The sequence below is a fragment of the Microlunatus sagamiharensis genome, assembly GCF_900105785.1.
Classification (GTDB): domain Bacteria; phylum Actinomycetota; class Actinomycetes; order Propionibacteriales; family Propionibacteriaceae; genus Microlunatus; species Microlunatus sagamiharensis.
In genome coordinates, this window is sequence record NZ_LT629799.1 from 2,645,087 (window position 1) to 2,661,524 (window position 16,438).

13 protein-coding genes are annotated in these 16,438 nt (G+C 74.3%); all 13 read right to left on the reverse strand.

Annotated elements, in window-relative coordinates; all coding sequences use genetic code 11:
- Nucleotides 1–17: 17 nt before the first annotated feature.
- The 13 genes from BLU42_RS12035 to BLU42_RS12095 all read right to left on the reverse strand — a co-directional run bounded on the left by BLU42_RS12035 (nt 18) and on the right by BLU42_RS12095 (nt 16,427).
- On the reverse strand, nt 18–962 hold the full coding sequence (locus tag BLU42_RS12035; RefSeq protein WP_091074683.1) for a DivIVA domain-containing protein: 945 nt from the start codon (nt 960–962) through the stop codon (nt 18–20).
- Nucleotides 963–1,100: 138 nt separating this feature from the next.
- Nucleotides 1,101–1,409: a YggT family protein gene (locus tag BLU42_RS12040; RefSeq protein WP_231918119.1), complete on the reverse strand. Its 309-nt coding sequence runs from the start codon at nt 1,407–1,409 to the stop codon at nt 1,101–1,103.
- A gap of 160 nt (nt 1,410–1,569) precedes the next feature.
- A complete protein-coding gene (locus BLU42_RS21130) occupies nt 1,570–2,154 on the reverse strand; it encodes a cell division protein SepF (RefSeq protein ID WP_091074685.1) in 585 nt (194 codons plus the stop codon).
- Between the two features lie 127 nt (nt 2,155–2,281).
- Entirely contained in the window at nt 2,282–3,538 is a 1,257-nt protein-coding gene (ftsZ, locus tag BLU42_RS12050; protein WP_091074687.1) for a cell division protein FtsZ, read from the reverse strand.
- Between the two features lie 293 nt (nt 3,539–3,831).
- A complete protein-coding gene (locus BLU42_RS12055; RefSeq protein WP_091074689.1) occupies nt 3,832–4,581 on the reverse strand; it encodes a cell division protein FtsQ/DivIB in 750 nt (249 codons plus the stop codon).
- Nucleotides 4,578–6,089, reverse strand: coding sequence for a UDP-N-acetylmuramate--L-alanine ligase (gene murC, locus BLU42_RS12060; protein ID WP_091074692.1), 1,512 nt, complete (start codon nt 6,087–6,089; stop codon nt 4,578–4,580). The genes BLU42_RS12055 and murC overlap by 4 nt, the downstream gene beginning before the upstream one ends.
- On the reverse strand, nt 6,089–7,222 hold the full coding sequence (locus tag BLU42_RS12065; protein WP_091074694.1) for a UDP-N-acetylglucosamine--N-acetylmuramyl-(pentapeptide) pyrophosphoryl-undecaprenol N-acetylglucosamine transferase: 1,134 nt from the start codon (nt 7,220–7,222) through the stop codon (nt 6,089–6,091). The genes murC and BLU42_RS12065 overlap by 1 nt, the downstream gene beginning before the upstream one ends.
- On the reverse strand, nt 7,219–8,532 hold the full coding sequence (gene ftsW, locus BLU42_RS12070) for a putative lipid II flippase FtsW (RefSeq protein ID WP_231918120.1): 1,314 nt from the start codon (nt 8,530–8,532) through the stop codon (nt 7,219–7,221). The genes BLU42_RS12065 and ftsW overlap by 4 nt, the downstream gene beginning before the upstream one ends.
- Before the next feature lie 49 nt (nt 8,533–8,581).
- The gene (gene murD / locus BLU42_RS12075) at nt 8,582–10,099 is read right to left on the reverse strand and encodes a UDP-N-acetylmuramoyl-L-alanine--D-glutamate ligase (protein ID WP_091080313.1); all 1,518 of its coding nucleotides are present in this window, start codon (nt 10,097–10,099) and stop codon (nt 8,582–8,584) included.
- A gap of 181 nt (nt 10,100–10,280) precedes the next feature.
- Complete coding sequence (gene mraY / locus BLU42_RS12080; protein WP_091074696.1) at nt 10,281–11,357, reverse strand: phospho-N-acetylmuramoyl-pentapeptide-transferase; 1,077 nt, start codon at nt 11,355–11,357, stop codon at nt 10,281–10,283.
- Entirely contained in the window at nt 11,354–12,823 is a 1,470-nt protein-coding gene (locus BLU42_RS12085) for a UDP-N-acetylmuramoyl-tripeptide--D-alanyl-D-alanine ligase (RefSeq protein ID WP_091074698.1), read from the reverse strand. The genes mraY and BLU42_RS12085 overlap by 4 nt, the downstream gene beginning before the upstream one ends.
- On the reverse strand, nt 12,820–14,364 hold the full coding sequence (locus tag BLU42_RS12090; RefSeq protein WP_456238010.1) for a UDP-N-acetylmuramoyl-L-alanyl-D-glutamate--2,6-diaminopimelate ligase: 1,545 nt from the start codon (nt 14,362–14,364) through the stop codon (nt 12,820–12,822). Before BLU42_RS12090 ends, BLU42_RS12085 begins: the two co-directional genes overlap by 4 nt.
- Nucleotides 14,365–14,420: 56 nt before the next feature.
- Nucleotides 14,421–16,427 carry a peptidoglycan D,D-transpeptidase FtsI family protein gene (locus tag BLU42_RS12095; RefSeq protein ID WP_091074700.1) on the reverse strand — a complete coding sequence of 669 codons (2,007 nt, stop codon included), beginning with the start codon at nt 16,425–16,427 and terminating at the stop codon, nt 14,421–14,423.
- Nucleotides 16,428–16,438: the final 11 nt, after the last annotated feature.

Below are 16,438 nucleotides of genomic sequence, written 5' to 3' on the forward strand. Positions count from 1 at the left end.
CGCCGGCGGGTGGTCGATCAGCGCTGGTCGCCCAGCAGGGCGTCGAGCCGCGGCGTGGCGCTGCTCGTCGGTGCGTCGTCCCCGTCGCCGTCCGTCGTGCCCGCCTGCGCAGCGGTCGTGGACGCGGCGGCCTGCTCGTCGTGCGGCTCCTCGGCGGCGGCCGACGGGGTCGCGGACTGCGGACGCGCAGCGGTCCGCTCCGGGCCGCCCTCGGGCTCGATGCCCACCGTGCCGAGCGAGTCGAGCTGCCCGCGGAGGTGATCGGCGAGGCTCGAGCGGTAGCGCTGCTCGAAGTCCCGCAGCCGGGCGACGGTCTCGGTCAGCGACTCACGCTGCCGGTCGAGGTCGCCGAAGAGCTCGGTGCGACGCTCGGCCAGCTCGCGGTCGAGCGACTCGGAGCGGTTCTTGGACTCCGTCGAGAGGCGCTCGGCGTTGACACGGGCCTCGGACTCCAGGCGGTCGGCACGGGTCCGGGCGTCCTCGGTGACCTGCGCCGCGTCGCGGTTGGCGTCGTCACGGATGCGCGCGGCCTCCGCGTTGGCCTCGCTGACCAGGTGCTCGGCCTGCTCGGTCGAGAGCTGCACGAGCCGCACGACCGCGCTGCTCGCCTCGGCGCTCGTCGTCACGACGATGTGCTCGGCGTCACGGGAAGGTGCCGACGGGGCCGACGGGGTGGGCTGGGCCGGCTGCTCGGGCCGCTCCTGCTCGACCGGGGCGGACGCCCCGGCCTGCGGCGCGGCGGCGGGCTCGGCCTTCTCGCCCGTGGCGGGCTCGGCCTGACGGTCGCCCGAGGAAGACTTCAGCGCGTCGACCTGCTTCTTGAGGTTCGCGTTCTCCTCGAAGAGCTGGGCGAAGCTCTCCTCCACCTCGTCGACGAACTCGTCCACCTCGAGGACCTCGTAGCCGCCCTTGCGGGCCATGCGGAACCTCTTGTTGCGAACATCGTCGAGCGACAGCGTCATCTGGGAACACCTCAAGCTTCGTGGAGACGGCAGTACCGGGCCCTGCGGCCCGCCGACCACCGTATCCGACGGCACCGGGTGCTGCGTGCATCCTCGGCGACCGGGCCGGCCGTACGGGCGACCCCGCCCGGGCTCGGCTCAGATGGCGTACGCGACCGCGCGGTTGACCTGCATGAGGATGCTCACGAGCAGGAACAGCGCGATGAAGGCCAGGTCGAGGCTCATGTTGCCCACGCGGACCGGCTTGAGGACCTTGCGCAGGGCCCGCAGGGGCGGGTCGGTGATGGAGTAGACGACCTCGGCCAGGACGAGCATCGGGCCGCGCGGCTGCCACTCGCGCACGAGCACCGGGACCCAGGACAGGATCATCCGGGCGAAGAGGACCAGCATGAAGATCCACAGGACCATGCCGATGATGTAGCTGACGAGCCCCACGTCGATCTCCACCCCTCCTGGTGCCCCTGGGCCGTCGCGCCCTGGGTACGCCTCCATGGTAGGTCGGTCGCCCGCCGGCAGCACGCTCCCGGGAGCGGAAAGGCCCCGCGACGTCGTCGCAGGGCCTGGCCGGTCGTCCGCGACGACCACGGGGCGCGGGCCCCGGCAGATCTCAGCTCTGGTTGAAGAAACCGCTCGCGATGCGTTCCTTGTCCTCGGTCGCGACCGTGACGTTCTGCGGCGAGAGCAGGAAGACCTTGCTCGTCACGCGCTCGATCGTCCCGTGCAGGCCGAAGATCAGCCCCGCGGCGAAGTCGACGAGCCGCTTGGCGTCGACGTCCTCCATCTGCGAGAGGTTCATGATCACGGGCACGCCGTCGCGGAAGTGCTCGCCGATGGTGCGGGCCTCGTTGTAGGTGCGCGGGTGCACCGTCGTGATGCGGGACAGGTCGGCCGTCCTTGCTCGCGGGGCGGGCGTCGGGGCCGGGGCGGGCGCCGGGGAGGTCTGCGTGGCCACGGCGGCGACCGGGGCCGGCGCGATCGTCGTGGTCGTCGGGCGCTTGCTCTGCAGCGTGGTCACGCTGCCGCCGGCACCCGCACCCGCGGACGCCGCAGCGCGGTCACGCTCCTGGACGCCGATGAGCTCCTCGCGGCTGATGCCCTCGGTGCGCTCGGCGTCGTCGACCTCGTACTCGGCGTAGCGGTCGTCGGTCACCAGGCCCAGCCACGCGGCAGCCCGCTTCAGTCTCTCCGCCATCGTCGCCCCTCGGTCAGCTCAACGCTCGATCGTCATGACGCCGCCTCTCCCTCAAGGAGGAGGCGGCGTCGACGACACTACCGGCCGGTCGACGGGGCACCAGCCACGCCGACCACCGACACGCGGCCTACTTCAAGAAGTCCGGGACGTCGAGGTCGTCGTCGGCCGGCGGGCTCGGCGGCCGCAGCGGAGCGGGCCGGGGGGCCGGGGCCTGACCCGGAGCGGCGCCGCTCGGGGTGGTCGCCGGGACCGGACGCCCGGAGCCGTACGACGGCTGCGGGGACTGGGCCGGGGCCGAGGTCTGGTAGGGACGCTGACCGCCCTGCTGGCCCCCGCCCTGCTGGCCGCCTTGCTGGCCCTGGGCGGGCTGGCCACCCTGCTGTCCGCGGCCGAGGTCGGCGTTGCGGCTGATGCCCGGCTGGCGGCGCGGAGGCTGCCCGCCCTCGAAGCCGGCGGCGATGACGGTCACGCGGACCTCGTCGCCCAGCGCGTCGTCGATCACGGTGCCGAAGATGATGTTGGCGTCCTCGTGGGCCGCCGCCTGGATCAGGTCGGCCGCCGAGGAGACCTCGAACAGGCCGAGGTCGGAGCCGCCGGCGATCGACAGCAGGACGCCGTGGGCGCCCTCGATGCTGGCCTCGAGCAGCGGCGAGCTGACGGCCATCTCGGCCGCGGCGCGGGCCCGGTCCTCGCCGCGCGCCGAGCCGATGCCCATCAGGGCGGAGCCCGCGTTCGACATGACCGCCTTGACGTCGGCGAAGTCGAGGTTGATCAGGCCGGGCGTGGTGATCAGGTCGGTGATGCCGGAGACACCCTGCATCAGCACCTGGTCGGCCTGCTTGAAGGCGTCGAGGATGGCGATCTGGTGGTCGACCATCTGGAGCAGCTTGTCGTTCGGGATGACGATCAGGGTGTCGACCTCCTCGCGGAGGCTCCCGATGCCCGACTCGGCCTGGGTCGCGCGGCGCTTGCCCTCGAAGGAGAACGGCCGGGTCACGACGCCGATGGTCAGCGCGCCCAGCGCACGGGCGATGCGGGCCACGACCGGGGCGCCGCCGGTGCCGGTGCCACCGCCCTCGCCCGCGGTCACGAACACCATGTCCGCGCCCTTGAGCGCGTCCTCGATGTCCTGGGCGTGGTCCTCGGCGGCCTGGCGGCCCTTGTCCGGGTCGGCGCCAGCGCCGAGGCCGCGGGTGAGCTCGCGGCCGATGTCGAGCTTGACGTCGGCGTCGCTCATCAGCAGCGCCTGGGCGTCGGTGTTGACGGCGATGAACTCCACGCCGCGCAGGCCGGCCTCGATCATCCGGTTGACGGCGTTGACACCACCGCCGCCGACGCCGACGACCTTGATGATGGCCAGGTAGTTCTGTGACGCAGAGACCACGGGGGTTCCTTCTCCTCGCTTGCGCGCTCGACCGACTCGTCCGACGTTCCTCCGACCCGGACCTCCGGGCCCTCGACCAGGGGTCGAGACCGGCGGGCCGACCCGGGGAAGGCAGGTCGACGAGGGGAGACGCGAACGCAGGCGAATCTATAGAGGGCCGGATGCGGAAGTCCACGTGGCCAGGGGCCGACACGCGTACGGTCCGCTCCAACCCCCGGATCTCTGGAGATCCACTTGAGGGTGAGGCCGGACGGGCGTCCGACGGCCCCGGACGACGGGGCCGGGGGCCGGGCTCAGCGGGTGGCCGGCGCGTGCGGGGCGGAGACGTCGATCGACGTCTTGACCCCGGAGGCGAGCAGGGCGGTGGCGACCTGCGCCTTGAGCGCGGACTGCGAGGAGTCGCCCCAGGTGATCGTGATGCCGGAGACGGTCTTGAGCCGGATCGAGTCGGGCGTGACCGCCTCGATGCTCGTGACCTGGTCGCGCACGTCCTGCGGCAGCGCGTCGACGACGGAACCCAGCTCGACGAGCAGCGGGCGGTTGGCCGGGTCGGCGGAGACCTGCACGACGCCCGGGGGCAGCGTCGTCTCGGCCGCGAAGACGACGCCGGCCTTGTCGGCGACGAGGAAGCCTCCGGGCTGGGTGATGCCGAGCAGCGGCTGGCGCTCGGTGACGCTCACGCGGACCGTTCCCGGCCACTCGCGGGTGACCGTGGCCGCCGACACCTGCGGCAGCGCCGTCGCGCGTCGGGCGATGTCGTCGAGCGCCTGCCGCGCGAGCGGGCGGCCGAGCGGCACGGCGGCCGCGGCGGTCACCTGCTCGGCGCTCAGGTCCCGGGTGCCGGACACGACCACCGACCGCGTCGCGAGGACGGAGGAGAAGTAGACGAGCCACACGGCGGTGGCCACCAGGACCACCAGCACCACGGCGACGACGGTGCCGACGACGCGGCGGCGCCCGCCGGTGCGTCGGCCGCGCTGCGGTGCGACGGAGGGGCGCGACGAGGGGGCCGAGGTGCGCGGCGGGGTGGCGGTGCTGGTCATGCCGCCCCCTCCCCCGGCTCGGGGGCGTCGGCCTGCGGTGCCGCCGAACCTTCCGTCCGCACCGAGAGGTCGGAGCGACGGGCGAGCGCGTCGACGATCAGCGGGGCGACCTTGGTGACGTCGCCGCAGCCGAGGGTCACCACGAGGTCGCCGGGCCTGGTGATCCCGGCCACGACGGGCGCCGCGGCGTCCCAATCGGGCTCGTAGGTCACGTGCGCCGTGCCCGCGGGCACCGCGTCGGCGACCAGCGCGCCGGTCACCCCGGGGATCGGGTCCTCCCGGTCGCCGCAGACGTCCATGACCACGGCCTCGTCGGCGATCGACGTGGCGTCGGCCAGCTCGCGCCACAGGTCGCGGGTGCGCGTGTAGAGGTGCGGCTGGAGCACCGCGACCACGCGTCCCCCGCCGGGCTGGCTGTCCACGGCGGTGCGGGCCGCGCGGAGCGTGTTCTCCACCTCGGTCGGGTGGTGGGCGTAGTCGTCGAAGACCCGGACGCCGTCCACGGTCCCGACCAGCTGGAAACGGCGGTTGGTGCCGGCGTAGGTCGACAGCTGCTCGCGCGCGGTCTCGTCGTCGACCCCGAGCGAGGTGAGGACCGCGTACGCGGCGGCGGCGTTGGCGACGTTGTAGGTGCCGGGCACGTCGAGGGTCATCGGTCCCCCGGCGTCGCCGCGCGACAGGCGGAAGCTCGAGCCGGTGCCCGCGTAGGTCGCGCCGCTGATCCGCACGACCGCGTCGGCGGCGTGGCCGAAGGTGACGACCTCGGGGCCGCGGCCGGTCTCCTCGACGTGGCGCCGCACCGCGGCCGTCAGCTCGACGGCGCCGGGGTCGTCGGCGCTGACCACGAGCACGGCCACGTCGGGGGCGCTGGCAAATCGGAGGAATCCGTCGGCGTACGCCTGCGCGGTGCCCCAGTTGCTCAGGTGGTCGGGGTCGACGTTGGTCACCACGACGACCTGGGCCGGGTACTGCAGGAAGGACCCGTCGCTCTCGTCGGCCTCGACGACCATCACGTCGCCGCCGCCGAGGTGGCCGCCGCTCTTGGCGCCCGTGAACGAGCCGCCGATGACGTAGCTCGGGTCGAGACCGGCGCCGACGAGCGCCCCGGCGACCATCGCGGTCGTGGTGGTCTTGCCGTGCGTGCCGGCGATGGCGACCCCGCGCCGGCCGAGCATCAGCGAGCCCAGCGCGGCGCTGCGGTGCAGCACCCGCAGGCCCCGGCGGCGGGCCTCGGCGAGCTCGGGGTTGTCCTCGCGGATCGCCGAGGAGGCGACCACGGTCTGCGCGTCGCCCAGCTGCTCGGCGCGGTGCCCGACGTGGACGTCGGCACCCCGGGCGGCCAGGCCGCGGAGGTACGCCGAGTCGTTCCGGTCGCTGCCGCTGACCGCGACGCCGAGGTCGAGGAACATCGAGGCGATGCCGTTCATCCCGGAGCCGCCGACGGCGATGAAGTGGACGCCGCCGAGCTCGGTCGGGGCGACGAGCTCGGTGGGTTCGAGCAGGGCCATCAGTGCTCCTTCCGTCCGGCGCCGTGGGCGACGGCCAGTGTGCGCTCGGCCAGGACCGTGGCGGCGTCGCGTCTCGCGGTGCCCGCCAGGGCGCTCGTCATGCCCGCCAGCCGGTCGGGGTCGGCGAGCAGGCCCGGGACCTCGGCGGCGACCCAGGCGGGCGTGCAGTCCGCGTCCGCCAGCAGCAGCCCGCCGCCGGCGTCGACGACCGGGCGGGCGTTGCGGGCCTGCTCGCCGTTGCCGTGGGGGTAGGGGACGAAGACGCACGGCAGGCCGACCGTCGCGGTCTCCATGACCGTGCCGGCGCCGCAGCGCCCGAGCATGAGGTCCACGGCGGCGTACGCCCGCTCCATCTGCTCGACGTAGGCGAGCGGCACGTACGTGGCGCCGGTCGTGGCGTCCACGCGGCGCACGTCGGCGTCGGTGATGTTCTTGGGGCCGAGCACGTGCAGCACGTCGACGCCGGCCCGGAGCAGGTCGTCGGCCGCACCGCGGGCGGCCGCGTTGACGCTCGCCGCCCCCTGCGAGCCGCCGCTGACCAGGAGCGTCGGCCGCCGACCGGCGTCCTCGGGCTCGAGACCCAGGGCCGCGCGCGCCGCGGGCCGGTCGGCCGCACGGTCGAGGTCGGCGACGCCCCGGCGCAGCGGCAGCCCGATCAGCGTGGCGTGGGCCAGCGGCGTGCCGGGGAAGGACGTGTACACGTGGCGGGTCACCCGGGCGGCCAGCCGGTTGGCCAGCCCGGGCAGCGCGTTCTGCTCGTGGACGACCACGGGGACGCGACGGGCCCGCGCGGCGAGGTAGACCGGCGTGGAGACGTAGCCGCCGAACCCCACCACGACGTCGGCCTCGTGGCGGCGCAGGACGTCGTCCGCCGCGCGGACCGCCGCGCCGAGGCGGCCGGGGACGCGGAGCAGGTCGGGCCCGGGACGGCGCGGCATCGGCACCGGGGGGATGAGCTCGAGGGCGAGGCCGGCGGCCGGCACGACCGTCGTCTCGAGCCCGCGCGCCGTGCCCACCGCGACGACCCGCGAGCCGGGCGCGAGGCGCAGCAGCTCCTGGGCGGTCGCGATCAGCGGCGAGGTGTGGCCGGCGGTGCCGCCGCCGGCCAGGACGACCGAGACGGGTGCGCTCACGCGCGGGCTCGCGGACGCCGCGAGGCGGTGGTCGAGGTGGTCACCGTGACGCGCGGCCGGGTGCCGCCGCGGCGCGAGGCGAGCAGCGCCCGGGCCCCGGGCTCGCGCCGGGCGCAGCCGAGCAGGACGCCGACGGCGAGCAGGTTGCCGATCAGCGCCGACCCCCCGTACGAGACGAGGGGCAGCGGCACGCCGGCGATGGGGAGCAGGCGGAGCACGACGGCGAGGTTGAACAGGGCCTGCACCACGAACCAGGTCGTGACGCCGCCCGCGGCGTAGCGGGTGAACGGGTCGTCGGAGCGCGACGCGATGCGGAAGCCGGCGTAGCCGAGCAGGCCGATCAGGGCGAGCACGACGAGCGAGCCGAAGAGCCCGAACTCCTCGCCGAGCACGGCGAAGATGAAGTCGGTGTGTGCCTCGGGGAGGCTGCCCCACTTCTGCCGGCTGGCGCCCAGGCCCATCCCCCACCAGCCGCCGGAGGCGATGGCGAACATGCCGGCCTGGGCCTGGTCGTTGATGCCGTTGACGTTGACGCTCGGGTCGAGGAAGGCGGCGAGGCGCCGCATCCGGACCGGCGAGGTGACGAACAGCCCGACCACGCCGAGGAACCCGACCCCGGCCAGCCCGGCGAGCACCCGGCCCGGCGCGCCGACGATCCACAGGATCCCCGCGACGATCCCGGCGAGCACGACGGCGGTGCCGGCGTCGCCCTGGAAGACGACCAGCGCGATGACCAGGCCGGCGCCGGGGAGGAAGGGGACGAGCAGGTGGAAGGGCCGGTCGAGCAGCTTCTGCTTGCGGGCGAGCACGTCCGCGCCCCAGACGACCATGGCCAGCTTGGCGAACTCCGCGGGCTGGATGCCGAAGCCGGCGACGCCGGTCGAGAGCCAGTTGCGGTTGCCGTTGATCGTCATGCCGAGCGGGGTGTAGGTGAGCACGAGCAGCAGGACCGCGAGGCCCATGCCGACCCAGCTCACCCAGCGCAGCGTCGCGACCGGGAGCCGCATGATCACCACGGCGCCGACGACGCCGATGCCGAGGAAGATCAGCTGGCGCTTGACGTAGTAGTACGAGTCGCCGGTGGTCAGGTAGGCGTTCACGCTCGAGGCGGACAGCACCATCATCAGCCCGACGACGAGCAGCAGCGCGACCGAGCCGAGCACCAGGTGGTAGCTGGTCATGGGCCGGTCCAGCACCGCCCGCAGCCAGAGGGCCAGCGCGCGCCCGGGGCTCGGCGCGATGTCCGTCCGCGGGCCCGCCTTGCGGCTGCGCCGGGGGTCCTTGACCTCTGAGGGGGTCACGGTCGTCACGGCGGCTCCTCTCGTGCTGCGTACGGGCCCGTCCCGACCGGGGTGCCGGTCAGGGAGCGAGCGCGCGCACCGCCTCGGTGAAGGCGTCGCCGCGGGCGGCGTAGTCAGCGAACATGTCCAGGCTGGCGCAGCCCGGCGCGAGGAGGACCACGTCTCCCGGGCGGGCCAGGGACGCGGCCGTCGCGACGGCCCGTGCCATGACGTCGGCGGCCCCCTCGCGGGTGGCAGCCGGCGCCACGCGTCCATCTTCGGCGGTCCCCACGACCTCGACCGGCACATCGGGTGCGTGTCGAGCGAGCGCTTCGGCGACCACCGGCGCGTCGACGCCCAGCAGCACGGCGGCCCGCAGCCGGGGCGCGTGCTTGGCCACGAGCTCCTCGAACCGCGTGCCCTTGGCCTGCCCGCCGGCGACCCACACGACGCGCGGGCCGGACGGGTCGGAGGGGTCGCCGAAGGCCTGCAGGGCCGCGTCGGCGGCGTGCGGGTTCGTCGCCTTGGAGTCGTCGACGAAGCGCACCCCGCGCCGCTCCCCCACGGTCTGGATCTTGTGAGCGCCGACCCGGACGCCGCGCAGGCCGTCGCGCACGGCGGTCGCGGGGACGCCGTAGGAGCGGGCGAGCGCCGCGGCGGCCAGCGCGTTGGCGACGACGTGCGGCGGGGGCGGGTCGCCCTCGGGGACCCCCGCGGCGACGGCCACGTCGGCCAGCGTGGCGAGCTCGAGCGCGGAGTCGCGGCGCTGCTCGATGAACGCGCGGTCGACGAGCAGGTCGTCGACGACCCCGAGCATCGAGGGCCCCGGCGTGCCCAGGGTGAAGCCGATGGCGCGCGCGCCCTCGACGACGTCGGCCTCCTCGACCATCGACTCGGTGGCGCGGTCGGCGACGTTGTAGACGCAGGCGTGGGTGACGCCCTCGTAGATCTTGGCCTTCGCCGCCCCGTACGCCTCGTAGCCGCCGTGCCAGGACAGGTGGTCGGGCTGCAGGTTCAGCACCGCCGCCGAGTGCAGCGACAGCGAGCTCGACCAGTGCAGCTGGTGGCTCGACAGCTCCACGGCGAGGACGTCGTACGGCTCGGGGTCGAGGACGATCTCCATCACCGGGCGGCCGATGTTGCCGACGGCCGCGGTCCGCAGGCCGGCCGCGGCGAGCATCGCCTCGAGCATCTGCGTGGTCGTGGTCTTGCCGTTGGTGCCGGTGATCCCGAGCCACGGGATGACCTTGGCCGGCCGGCTCAGCCGCCAGGCGAGCTCGACCTCGCTCCAGACCGGCACGGACTGCGCGAGCGCCTGGACCAGGATCGGCGCGGTCGGCGGGAAGCCGGTGGTGACGACGAGGTCGGCGTGCTCGGGCAGGTCCGCGGTCGACCCGGGCCCCAGGCGCACGGTCGCCCCGAGCACCTCGAGCAGCGCGCCCTTGTCGGTGTTCGCCTCGCTCGCCGCGTCGTCGAGCACGGTCACCCGCGCCCCCAGCTGCAGCAGCCCGTCCGCCGCCGCGAAGCCGGACACCCCGACCCCGGCGATCACGACGTGCGCGTCCGGCCAGGGCGACGCCCCGTCGGCGGTCCTCATCCAGGAGATGCTCACACCCCCACCCCATCACGTCCGCGCCTCAGGGCCCAGCCTCCGGCCGACCCCACGGCGACCAGTGGTCAGGTGTGGTCGACGACACGCCGCCGAGACGACCACAAGTGACCAGTGGTCAGGTCAGAGGTGCGGCAGGGACCCGTCGGAGCGAAGCGGGAGAGGGCAATCACGCGTTGCCCGCGACCCACTCCGCGTAGAAGATGCCCAGGCCCGCGGCGACGAAGAGGCCGCAGATGATCCAGAAGCGCATGACGATCGTGACCTGCGCCCAGTTCAGCAGCTCGAAGTGGTGGTGGATCGGCGACATCTTGAAGATGCGCTTGCCCTTGGTCGCCTTGAAGTAGCTGACCTGCAGCACGACCGACATCACCTCGATGACGAGCAGCCCGCCGAGGATGATGAGCAGCAGCTCGGTGCGGGTGAAGATCGCCATCCCGGCCAGCGCGCCGCCCAGCGACAGCGAACCGGTGTCGCCCATGAAGATCTTCGCGGGCTCGGCGTTCCACCACAGGAAGCCGAAGCAGGCCCCGGCCAGGGCGACGGCGACGACGGCGAGGTCGTACGGGTCGCGCACCTCGTAGCACTTGGGCCCGGCCGAGGAGACGTAGGCGCAGGACTGGTTGTACTGCCAGATGTTGATGAGCGTGTACGCGCCGAAGATCATCACGCAGGCGCCGGAGGCGAGCCCGTCGAGGCCGTCGGTGAGGTTGACCCCGTTGCTCGCCGCGGCGATCAGCAGGATCACCCAGAGCACGACCAGCACGATCGGCAGCGTCGGGAACCAGCTGATGTCGCGCAGGAAGGAGATCGCGTTCGAGGCCGGGGTGATGCCGCGCTCGTCGGGGAACTGCAGCGCGAGCAGGCCGAAGACGACGGCGACGATCGTCTGCCCGGCGATCTTGGCCTTGCTCCGCAGGCCCAGCGAGCGCTGCTTGCTGATCTTGATGAAGTCGTCGAGGAAGCCCACGACACCGAGCCCGGCGAAGAGGAACAGCACGAGCAGGCCCGAGGCCGAGGGCAGCGTCCAGGTGATGAGGTGGCTGACCGCGTACGCGAGCAGGACCGAGGCGATGATGACCAGCCCGCCCATGGTGGGGGTGCCCCGCTTGACGTGGTGCGACGTCGGCCCGTCGTCGCGGATCAGCTGGCCGTAGCCCTTCTTGACCAGGATCCGGATGGCCAGCCGGGTGCCGAGCAGCGTGCCCAGCAGGGCCAGGAAGCCGGCGAGGAAGACGACCTTCACGAGCCGCTCCCGGGCTGTTGGTCCGGCTCGGGCAGGTCCCCGGGGGGGCTCAGGATCTCGTCGGCCACGAGGTTCAAGGCTAGGCCACGCGACGCCTTCACCAGGACGACGTCACCGCCGGCGACCTCCGCGCGGACCCAACGGGCCGCCTCGGCACCGTCCGCGGCGACCCGCGCGCGCCCCGGTTGGCCCTCGACCAGCACCGGCGCGAACTCCCCCAGCGCGATGACCTCGTCGACCCCCGCGGCGGCGACCTGGGCCGACAGCGCGGCGTGCAGCGCGGGTGCCTCGGAGCCCAGCTCGAGCATGTCGCCGAGCACCGCCCACGTCCGCCCGCGGCCCCGGCCGAGCTCGGCCAGGGTCTCCACGGCGGCGGCCATCGAGGCCGGGTTGGCGTTGTAGCTGTCGTTGACGACGGTGACCCCGTCGGCGCGCTCGTGGACCTCCATGCGCCAGCGCGAGGCGGGCTCGGCCGCGCTCAACGCCTCGGCGACGGCCGTCAGGTCGAGCCCGAGCGCGAGCGCCGCGGCGGCCGCCGCGGTGGCGTTGGCCACGTGGTGGCGCCCGGTCCCGCGGAGCGCGACGGCCGCCTCCCCCTCGCTGCCCGCGAGCCGGGCGTGCAGCGTGAAGCGGTAGCGTCCGCGGTCGTCGGCGGCGAGCGCGTCGGCCCAGACCAGGTCGGGCTCGGCCGGCGCCGTCGCCCCGTCCTCGACGACCGCGAAGGGCAGGACCCGTCCGCGCGTCCGGCTCCGCATCGCCCACACGCGGAGGTCGTCGCGGTTGAGCACGGCGGTGCCGGAGTCGTCGAGCGCCTCGACGAGCTCCCCCTTGGCCCGGGCGATGGCCTCCTGCCCGCCGAACTCGCCCACGTGCGCGTGCCCCACGTTGAGCACGACGGCGACGTCGGGCGGCGCGATCCGGCAGAGGTACGCGATGTGGCCGATCCCCCGCGCGCCCATCTCGGCCACGAGGAACGACGTCTCGGAGCCCACCCGGCCCACGGTCAGGGGCACCCCGAGCTCGTTGTTCAGGTTGCCGGCCGGGGCGACGGTCGGGCCGGCGGTGGCGAGCACCGCGCCCAGCAGGTCCTTGGTCGAGGTCTTGCCCTGGGAGCCGGTGAGACCGACCACCCGGAGCCCGTGGGGCCTGCGCCGGTCGACCACGCGCCGGGCGACCTGCCCGAGCGCGACGAGCGGGTCGTCGACCACGAGCTGCGGCCCGGGCGCGTCGGGGACGACGTGCGCGACCAGCACCGCCGCCGCGCCTTGAGCGAGGGCGCCGGCCACGTACGCGTGCCCGTCCACGCGCTCGCCGACGAGGGCGACGAAGAGGGAGCCGACCTCGACGTCCCGGGAGTCCGCGGTGACGTGGGTGACCCACCGGTCGAGGTCGACCGGCACCGTGGTCCCCGGCCGCACCTCCGCACCCGTCACCGACGCCACCTCGCCCACGCGCAGCGGGATCACCGGTCCACCTCGTCCCTCTCCTCGCTCCGGCCGCCGAGCTCCGACCAGGCCCGGCGCACCACGTCGGCGTCCACGAAGGGGTACACGACGCCGGCCACCTCCTGACCGCGCTCGTGGCCCTTGCCGAGCACGAGCACCGTGTCGTCCGGGCCGGCCAGCCCCAGCGCGGTCGCGATGGCGCTGCGCCGGTCGCCGCCGTCGACGACCTGCACGCCCTCACGCCGCACCCCGCGAGCACCGGCGAGCACCTCCGCGCGGATCGCCGCCGGCTCCTCGCCCCGGGGGTTGTCGTCGGTGACGACGACGACGTCGGCGAGCTCGGCCGCGGCCGCCCCCATCGGGCGGCGCTTGCCCGGGTCGCGGTCGCCGCCGGCGCCGAGGACGACCACCACGCGCTGCAGGCCGGCGAGCGCCGCGACCGCGGCCGTCACGGCCTGCGGGGTGTGCGCGAAGTCGACGAAGACCGCCGGGGCGCCCTCCCCCAGGTCGACGCGCTGCATGCGGCCGGGCACCGAGGCGTCCTCGAGCCCGCGGGCCGCCGCCTCCAGGTCGCCGCCCGCCGCGGCGACCATGGCCAGGGCGGTGAGGGCGTTGCGGACGTTGTGCTCCCCGGGCAGCGGCAGCCGGGTCCCGACCTGCCGGTCGCCGACCTGGACGCGCAGGTGCGTACGCCCGTGCTCGGCCGGGCCGACCCGCACCGGGTGGACGTCGGCGTCGGGGCCCAGCCCGGTGGTGGTCACGGGCAGGCCGGCGGCCCGGGCACGGCCCACCAGGACCGGGCCGCGGGCGTCGTCGAGGTTGACCACGGCGTGCCGGGCCCGCTCGGGGGTGAACAGCGACGCCTTGGCCTCGAAGTAGGACTCGACGTCTCCGTGGAAGTCGAGGTGGTCCTCGCCGAAGCCGGTGAAGGCGGCGACGTCGAAGACGACCGCGTCGACGCGACCGAGGACCAGCGCGTGCGACGACACCTCCATGACCAGCGCCTGCGCCCCGCGCTCGACCAGCAGGCCGAGCAGTCCCTGCAGCTCCGGCGACTCCGGGGTGGTCACGGTGGTCCGCGCCCCGCCGAGGTCGCGCCCGTCGAGGCTGAAGCCGATCGTGCCGACCACGCCGGTCGACGTCCCGGCCGCCCGCAGCGCCGCGTCGAGCAGGTACGCCGTCGTCGTCTTGCCCTGCGTCCCGGTGATCCCGTACGCGGTCAGCGCGCGCGCCGGCCAGCCGTAGACCGTGGCGGCGGCGTGGGCCATCGCCCGCCGGGGGTCCTCGACCACCGCGACCGGCAGGACGTCCGCCACGAGCCGCGCGCCGTCGGCGTCGGTGAGCACCGCCACCGCCCCGGCCTGGGCGGCCCGGGCGGCGAAGGAGGCGCCGTGGTGGTGGCGCCCGGGGAGCCCGACGAAGAGGTCGCCCGGCTCGACGAGGCGGGTGTCGAGGGTGACGCCCGAGACCTCCACCGAGGACCCCGCGCCCGGGACGAGCACGTCGAGCGCGACCGGGGTCGTCCGGGCGGGCCGGAGCCTGGTCAGCCCGTCGCCCGCCACCTCGACGACGTCAGGGTCACCGCGGGACCCGACGGTCCGCGGCGTGCGTGCACGCCTCACCAGGTCGTCGGCTCGGGGTCGACCTTGCCCGCGTCCGGCGTCACTGAGTAGCGCGGGAGCGCGTACTTCATGACGTCGCGCCAGACCGGGTTGGCCGTGCTCGTGCCCGTGTCGAACTTGCCGCGCGGGTTGTTCATGACCACGTAGGTGAGGATGTCGGGGTCGTTCAACGGGGCGAAGCCGACGAACGAGGTCACGTAGCCCTTGTAGCGGTGCAGCTCGGGGTCGGCCCGCTGCGCGGTGCCGGTCTTGCCACCGCTGGTGTAGTCGTCGAGCCGCAGGTTCTTCTGCCCGTTGTCGCCGTCCATGACGGCCTGCATGAGGTCGCGGACCTGGGCCGAGGACTTCTCCGAGATGACCCGGCGCGGCTTGCGGTCGTCCACGTCGACGGTCTTGCCGTCGGCGTCGGTGGCCTGGGCGATGACCGTCGGCGGGTGGTACACGCCGCCGTTCACGATGCCGGCGATGGCCGCGGCCTCCTGGACGGCGGTCACCGAGATCGCCTGGCCGAAGGCCGCCTGGTCGCGCTGGATGTCGCTCATGTCGGCCGGCGGGATGATGCCCGCCGACTCGCCCGGCAGCTGGATGCCGGTCGGCGAGCCGAGGCCGAAGCGCTCGTAGTAGTCGTGCAGCGTCGAGCGGTCCATCTGGCGGGCCAGCAGCGCGGTGCCGATGTTCGACGACTGGGCGATGATGCCGCGCATCCGCAGCTTGAGCGGGTCGCTGTCGTGGCTGAACGCGTCCTTGATCGACAGCGGGCCGGACTTGAGCCGGTACGGGATCGAGACCCGCGTGTCCGGCGTCGCGGTGCCCGAGTCGATCAGCGCGGCGGAGGTGATGATCTTCTGCACGCTGCCCGGCTCGTACGGCGAGGTGATCGCGTTGTTGCCGCGCGCGTCGGTCGCCGAGGCCCCGGGGTTCGAGGAGTCGTACGTCGGCGCGTTGGCCAGGGCCAGCACCTCGCCGGTCTTGACGTTCATGACGACGGCCATGCCGTAGTCGGACCTGGTCCGGATGACCTGGGTGGCGAGCCGCTCCTGCACCATCCACTGCAGGTCGGAGTCGATGCTCAGCCGCAGGTTGAGCCCGTTGGTGGCCGGGGTGATCGAGCTGTCGCCCAGCGGGATCTTGCTGCCGTTCGGGGCGCTCTCGTAGGTCTCCTTGCCCGCCTCGCCCGACAGCTCCTTGTTCATGGAGAGCTCGAGCCCGCCCAGGCCCTTGCCGTCGGCCCCGACGAAGCCGACGACCGAGGAGCCGGTCGCGCCGTTCGGGTAGGTGCGGATCGGGTCGGCCTCGCGGAACACCCCGTAGATGCCGGCCTTGGACAGGTCGGCCGCGAGCCGGGTGTAGGTCAGCGCCGGGACCTGCTTCTTGAGGTAGACGAAGTGCGTGTCCGGCGTGGTGAGCAGCGGGACGAGCTGCTCCGGCGTCATCTGCAGGTAGGGCGAGAGGATCGCGGCGACCTGGGCGGCCTTGGGGCCGACCAGGGTCGGGTCGGCGGTGACGGCGACGGCGGGCTGCGTCGCGGCCAGGACCGTGCCGTTGCGGTCGGTGATCTCGCCGCGCGAGGGCAGCAGCGGGAGCGTGCGGGTGAGGGCGTCGATCGAGTCCGCGGTGTAGCGCGCGGAGTCGAAGCCCTGCAGCTGCAGCAGCCGGCCCGCGCACAGCGAGAGCCCCATGGCCATGATCACGAGCACGACGTGCAGGCGACGGTTCGAGGAGCCGAGCGGGACGCGGATCGCCGAGAGCGGGGTGCGCGGCGCCGGGCGCCGCACGGGGGCCGTCCGCGCCGACGCCGTCCGGGTCGCGGCGGGACGGCTCGCGCCCGCCGTCCGGGCACGCTCACGGGTGCCGTCACGCAGGATGCGCTCGCCGCGGCGGTGCGCCTCGCCGCCGGCGGCCGGGCGGCGACGCGTGGGCTCGGTCCCCCGCGTCGAGGCGGCGGAGGACCCGGTGCGGGCGCCTCGTCCCCCGGCGGCGGGGTGCGGACGGCGTTGCGGCATGCGGCGGCCTC

Excerpts from the sequence above, each read along its gene's own strand:
- BLU42_RS21130 (WP_091074685.1), bottom strand. The coding sequence starts at position 2,154 with ATGGCGGAGAGACTGAAGCGGGCTGCCGCGTGGCTGGGCCTGGTGACC.
- BLU42_RS12095 (WP_091074700.1), bottom strand. The coding sequence starts at position 16,427 with ATGCCGCAACGCCGTCCGCACCCCGCCGCCGGGGGACGAGGCGCCCGC.
- BLU42_RS12035 (WP_091074683.1), bottom strand. The coding sequence starts at position 962 with ATGACGCTGTCGCTCGACGATGTTCGCAACAAGAGGTTCCGCATGGCC.
- murD (WP_091080313.1), bottom strand. The coding sequence starts at position 10,099 with ATGAGGACCGCCGACGGGGCGTCGCCCTGGCCGGACGCGCACGTCGTG.
- murC (WP_091074692.1), bottom strand. The coding sequence starts at position 6,089 with ATGGCCCTGCTCGAACCCACCGAGCTCGTCGCCCCGACCGAGCTCGGC.
- BLU42_RS12055 (WP_091074689.1), bottom strand. The coding sequence starts at position 4,581 with ATGACCAGCACCGCCACCCCGCCGCGCACCTCGGCCCCCTCGTCGCGC.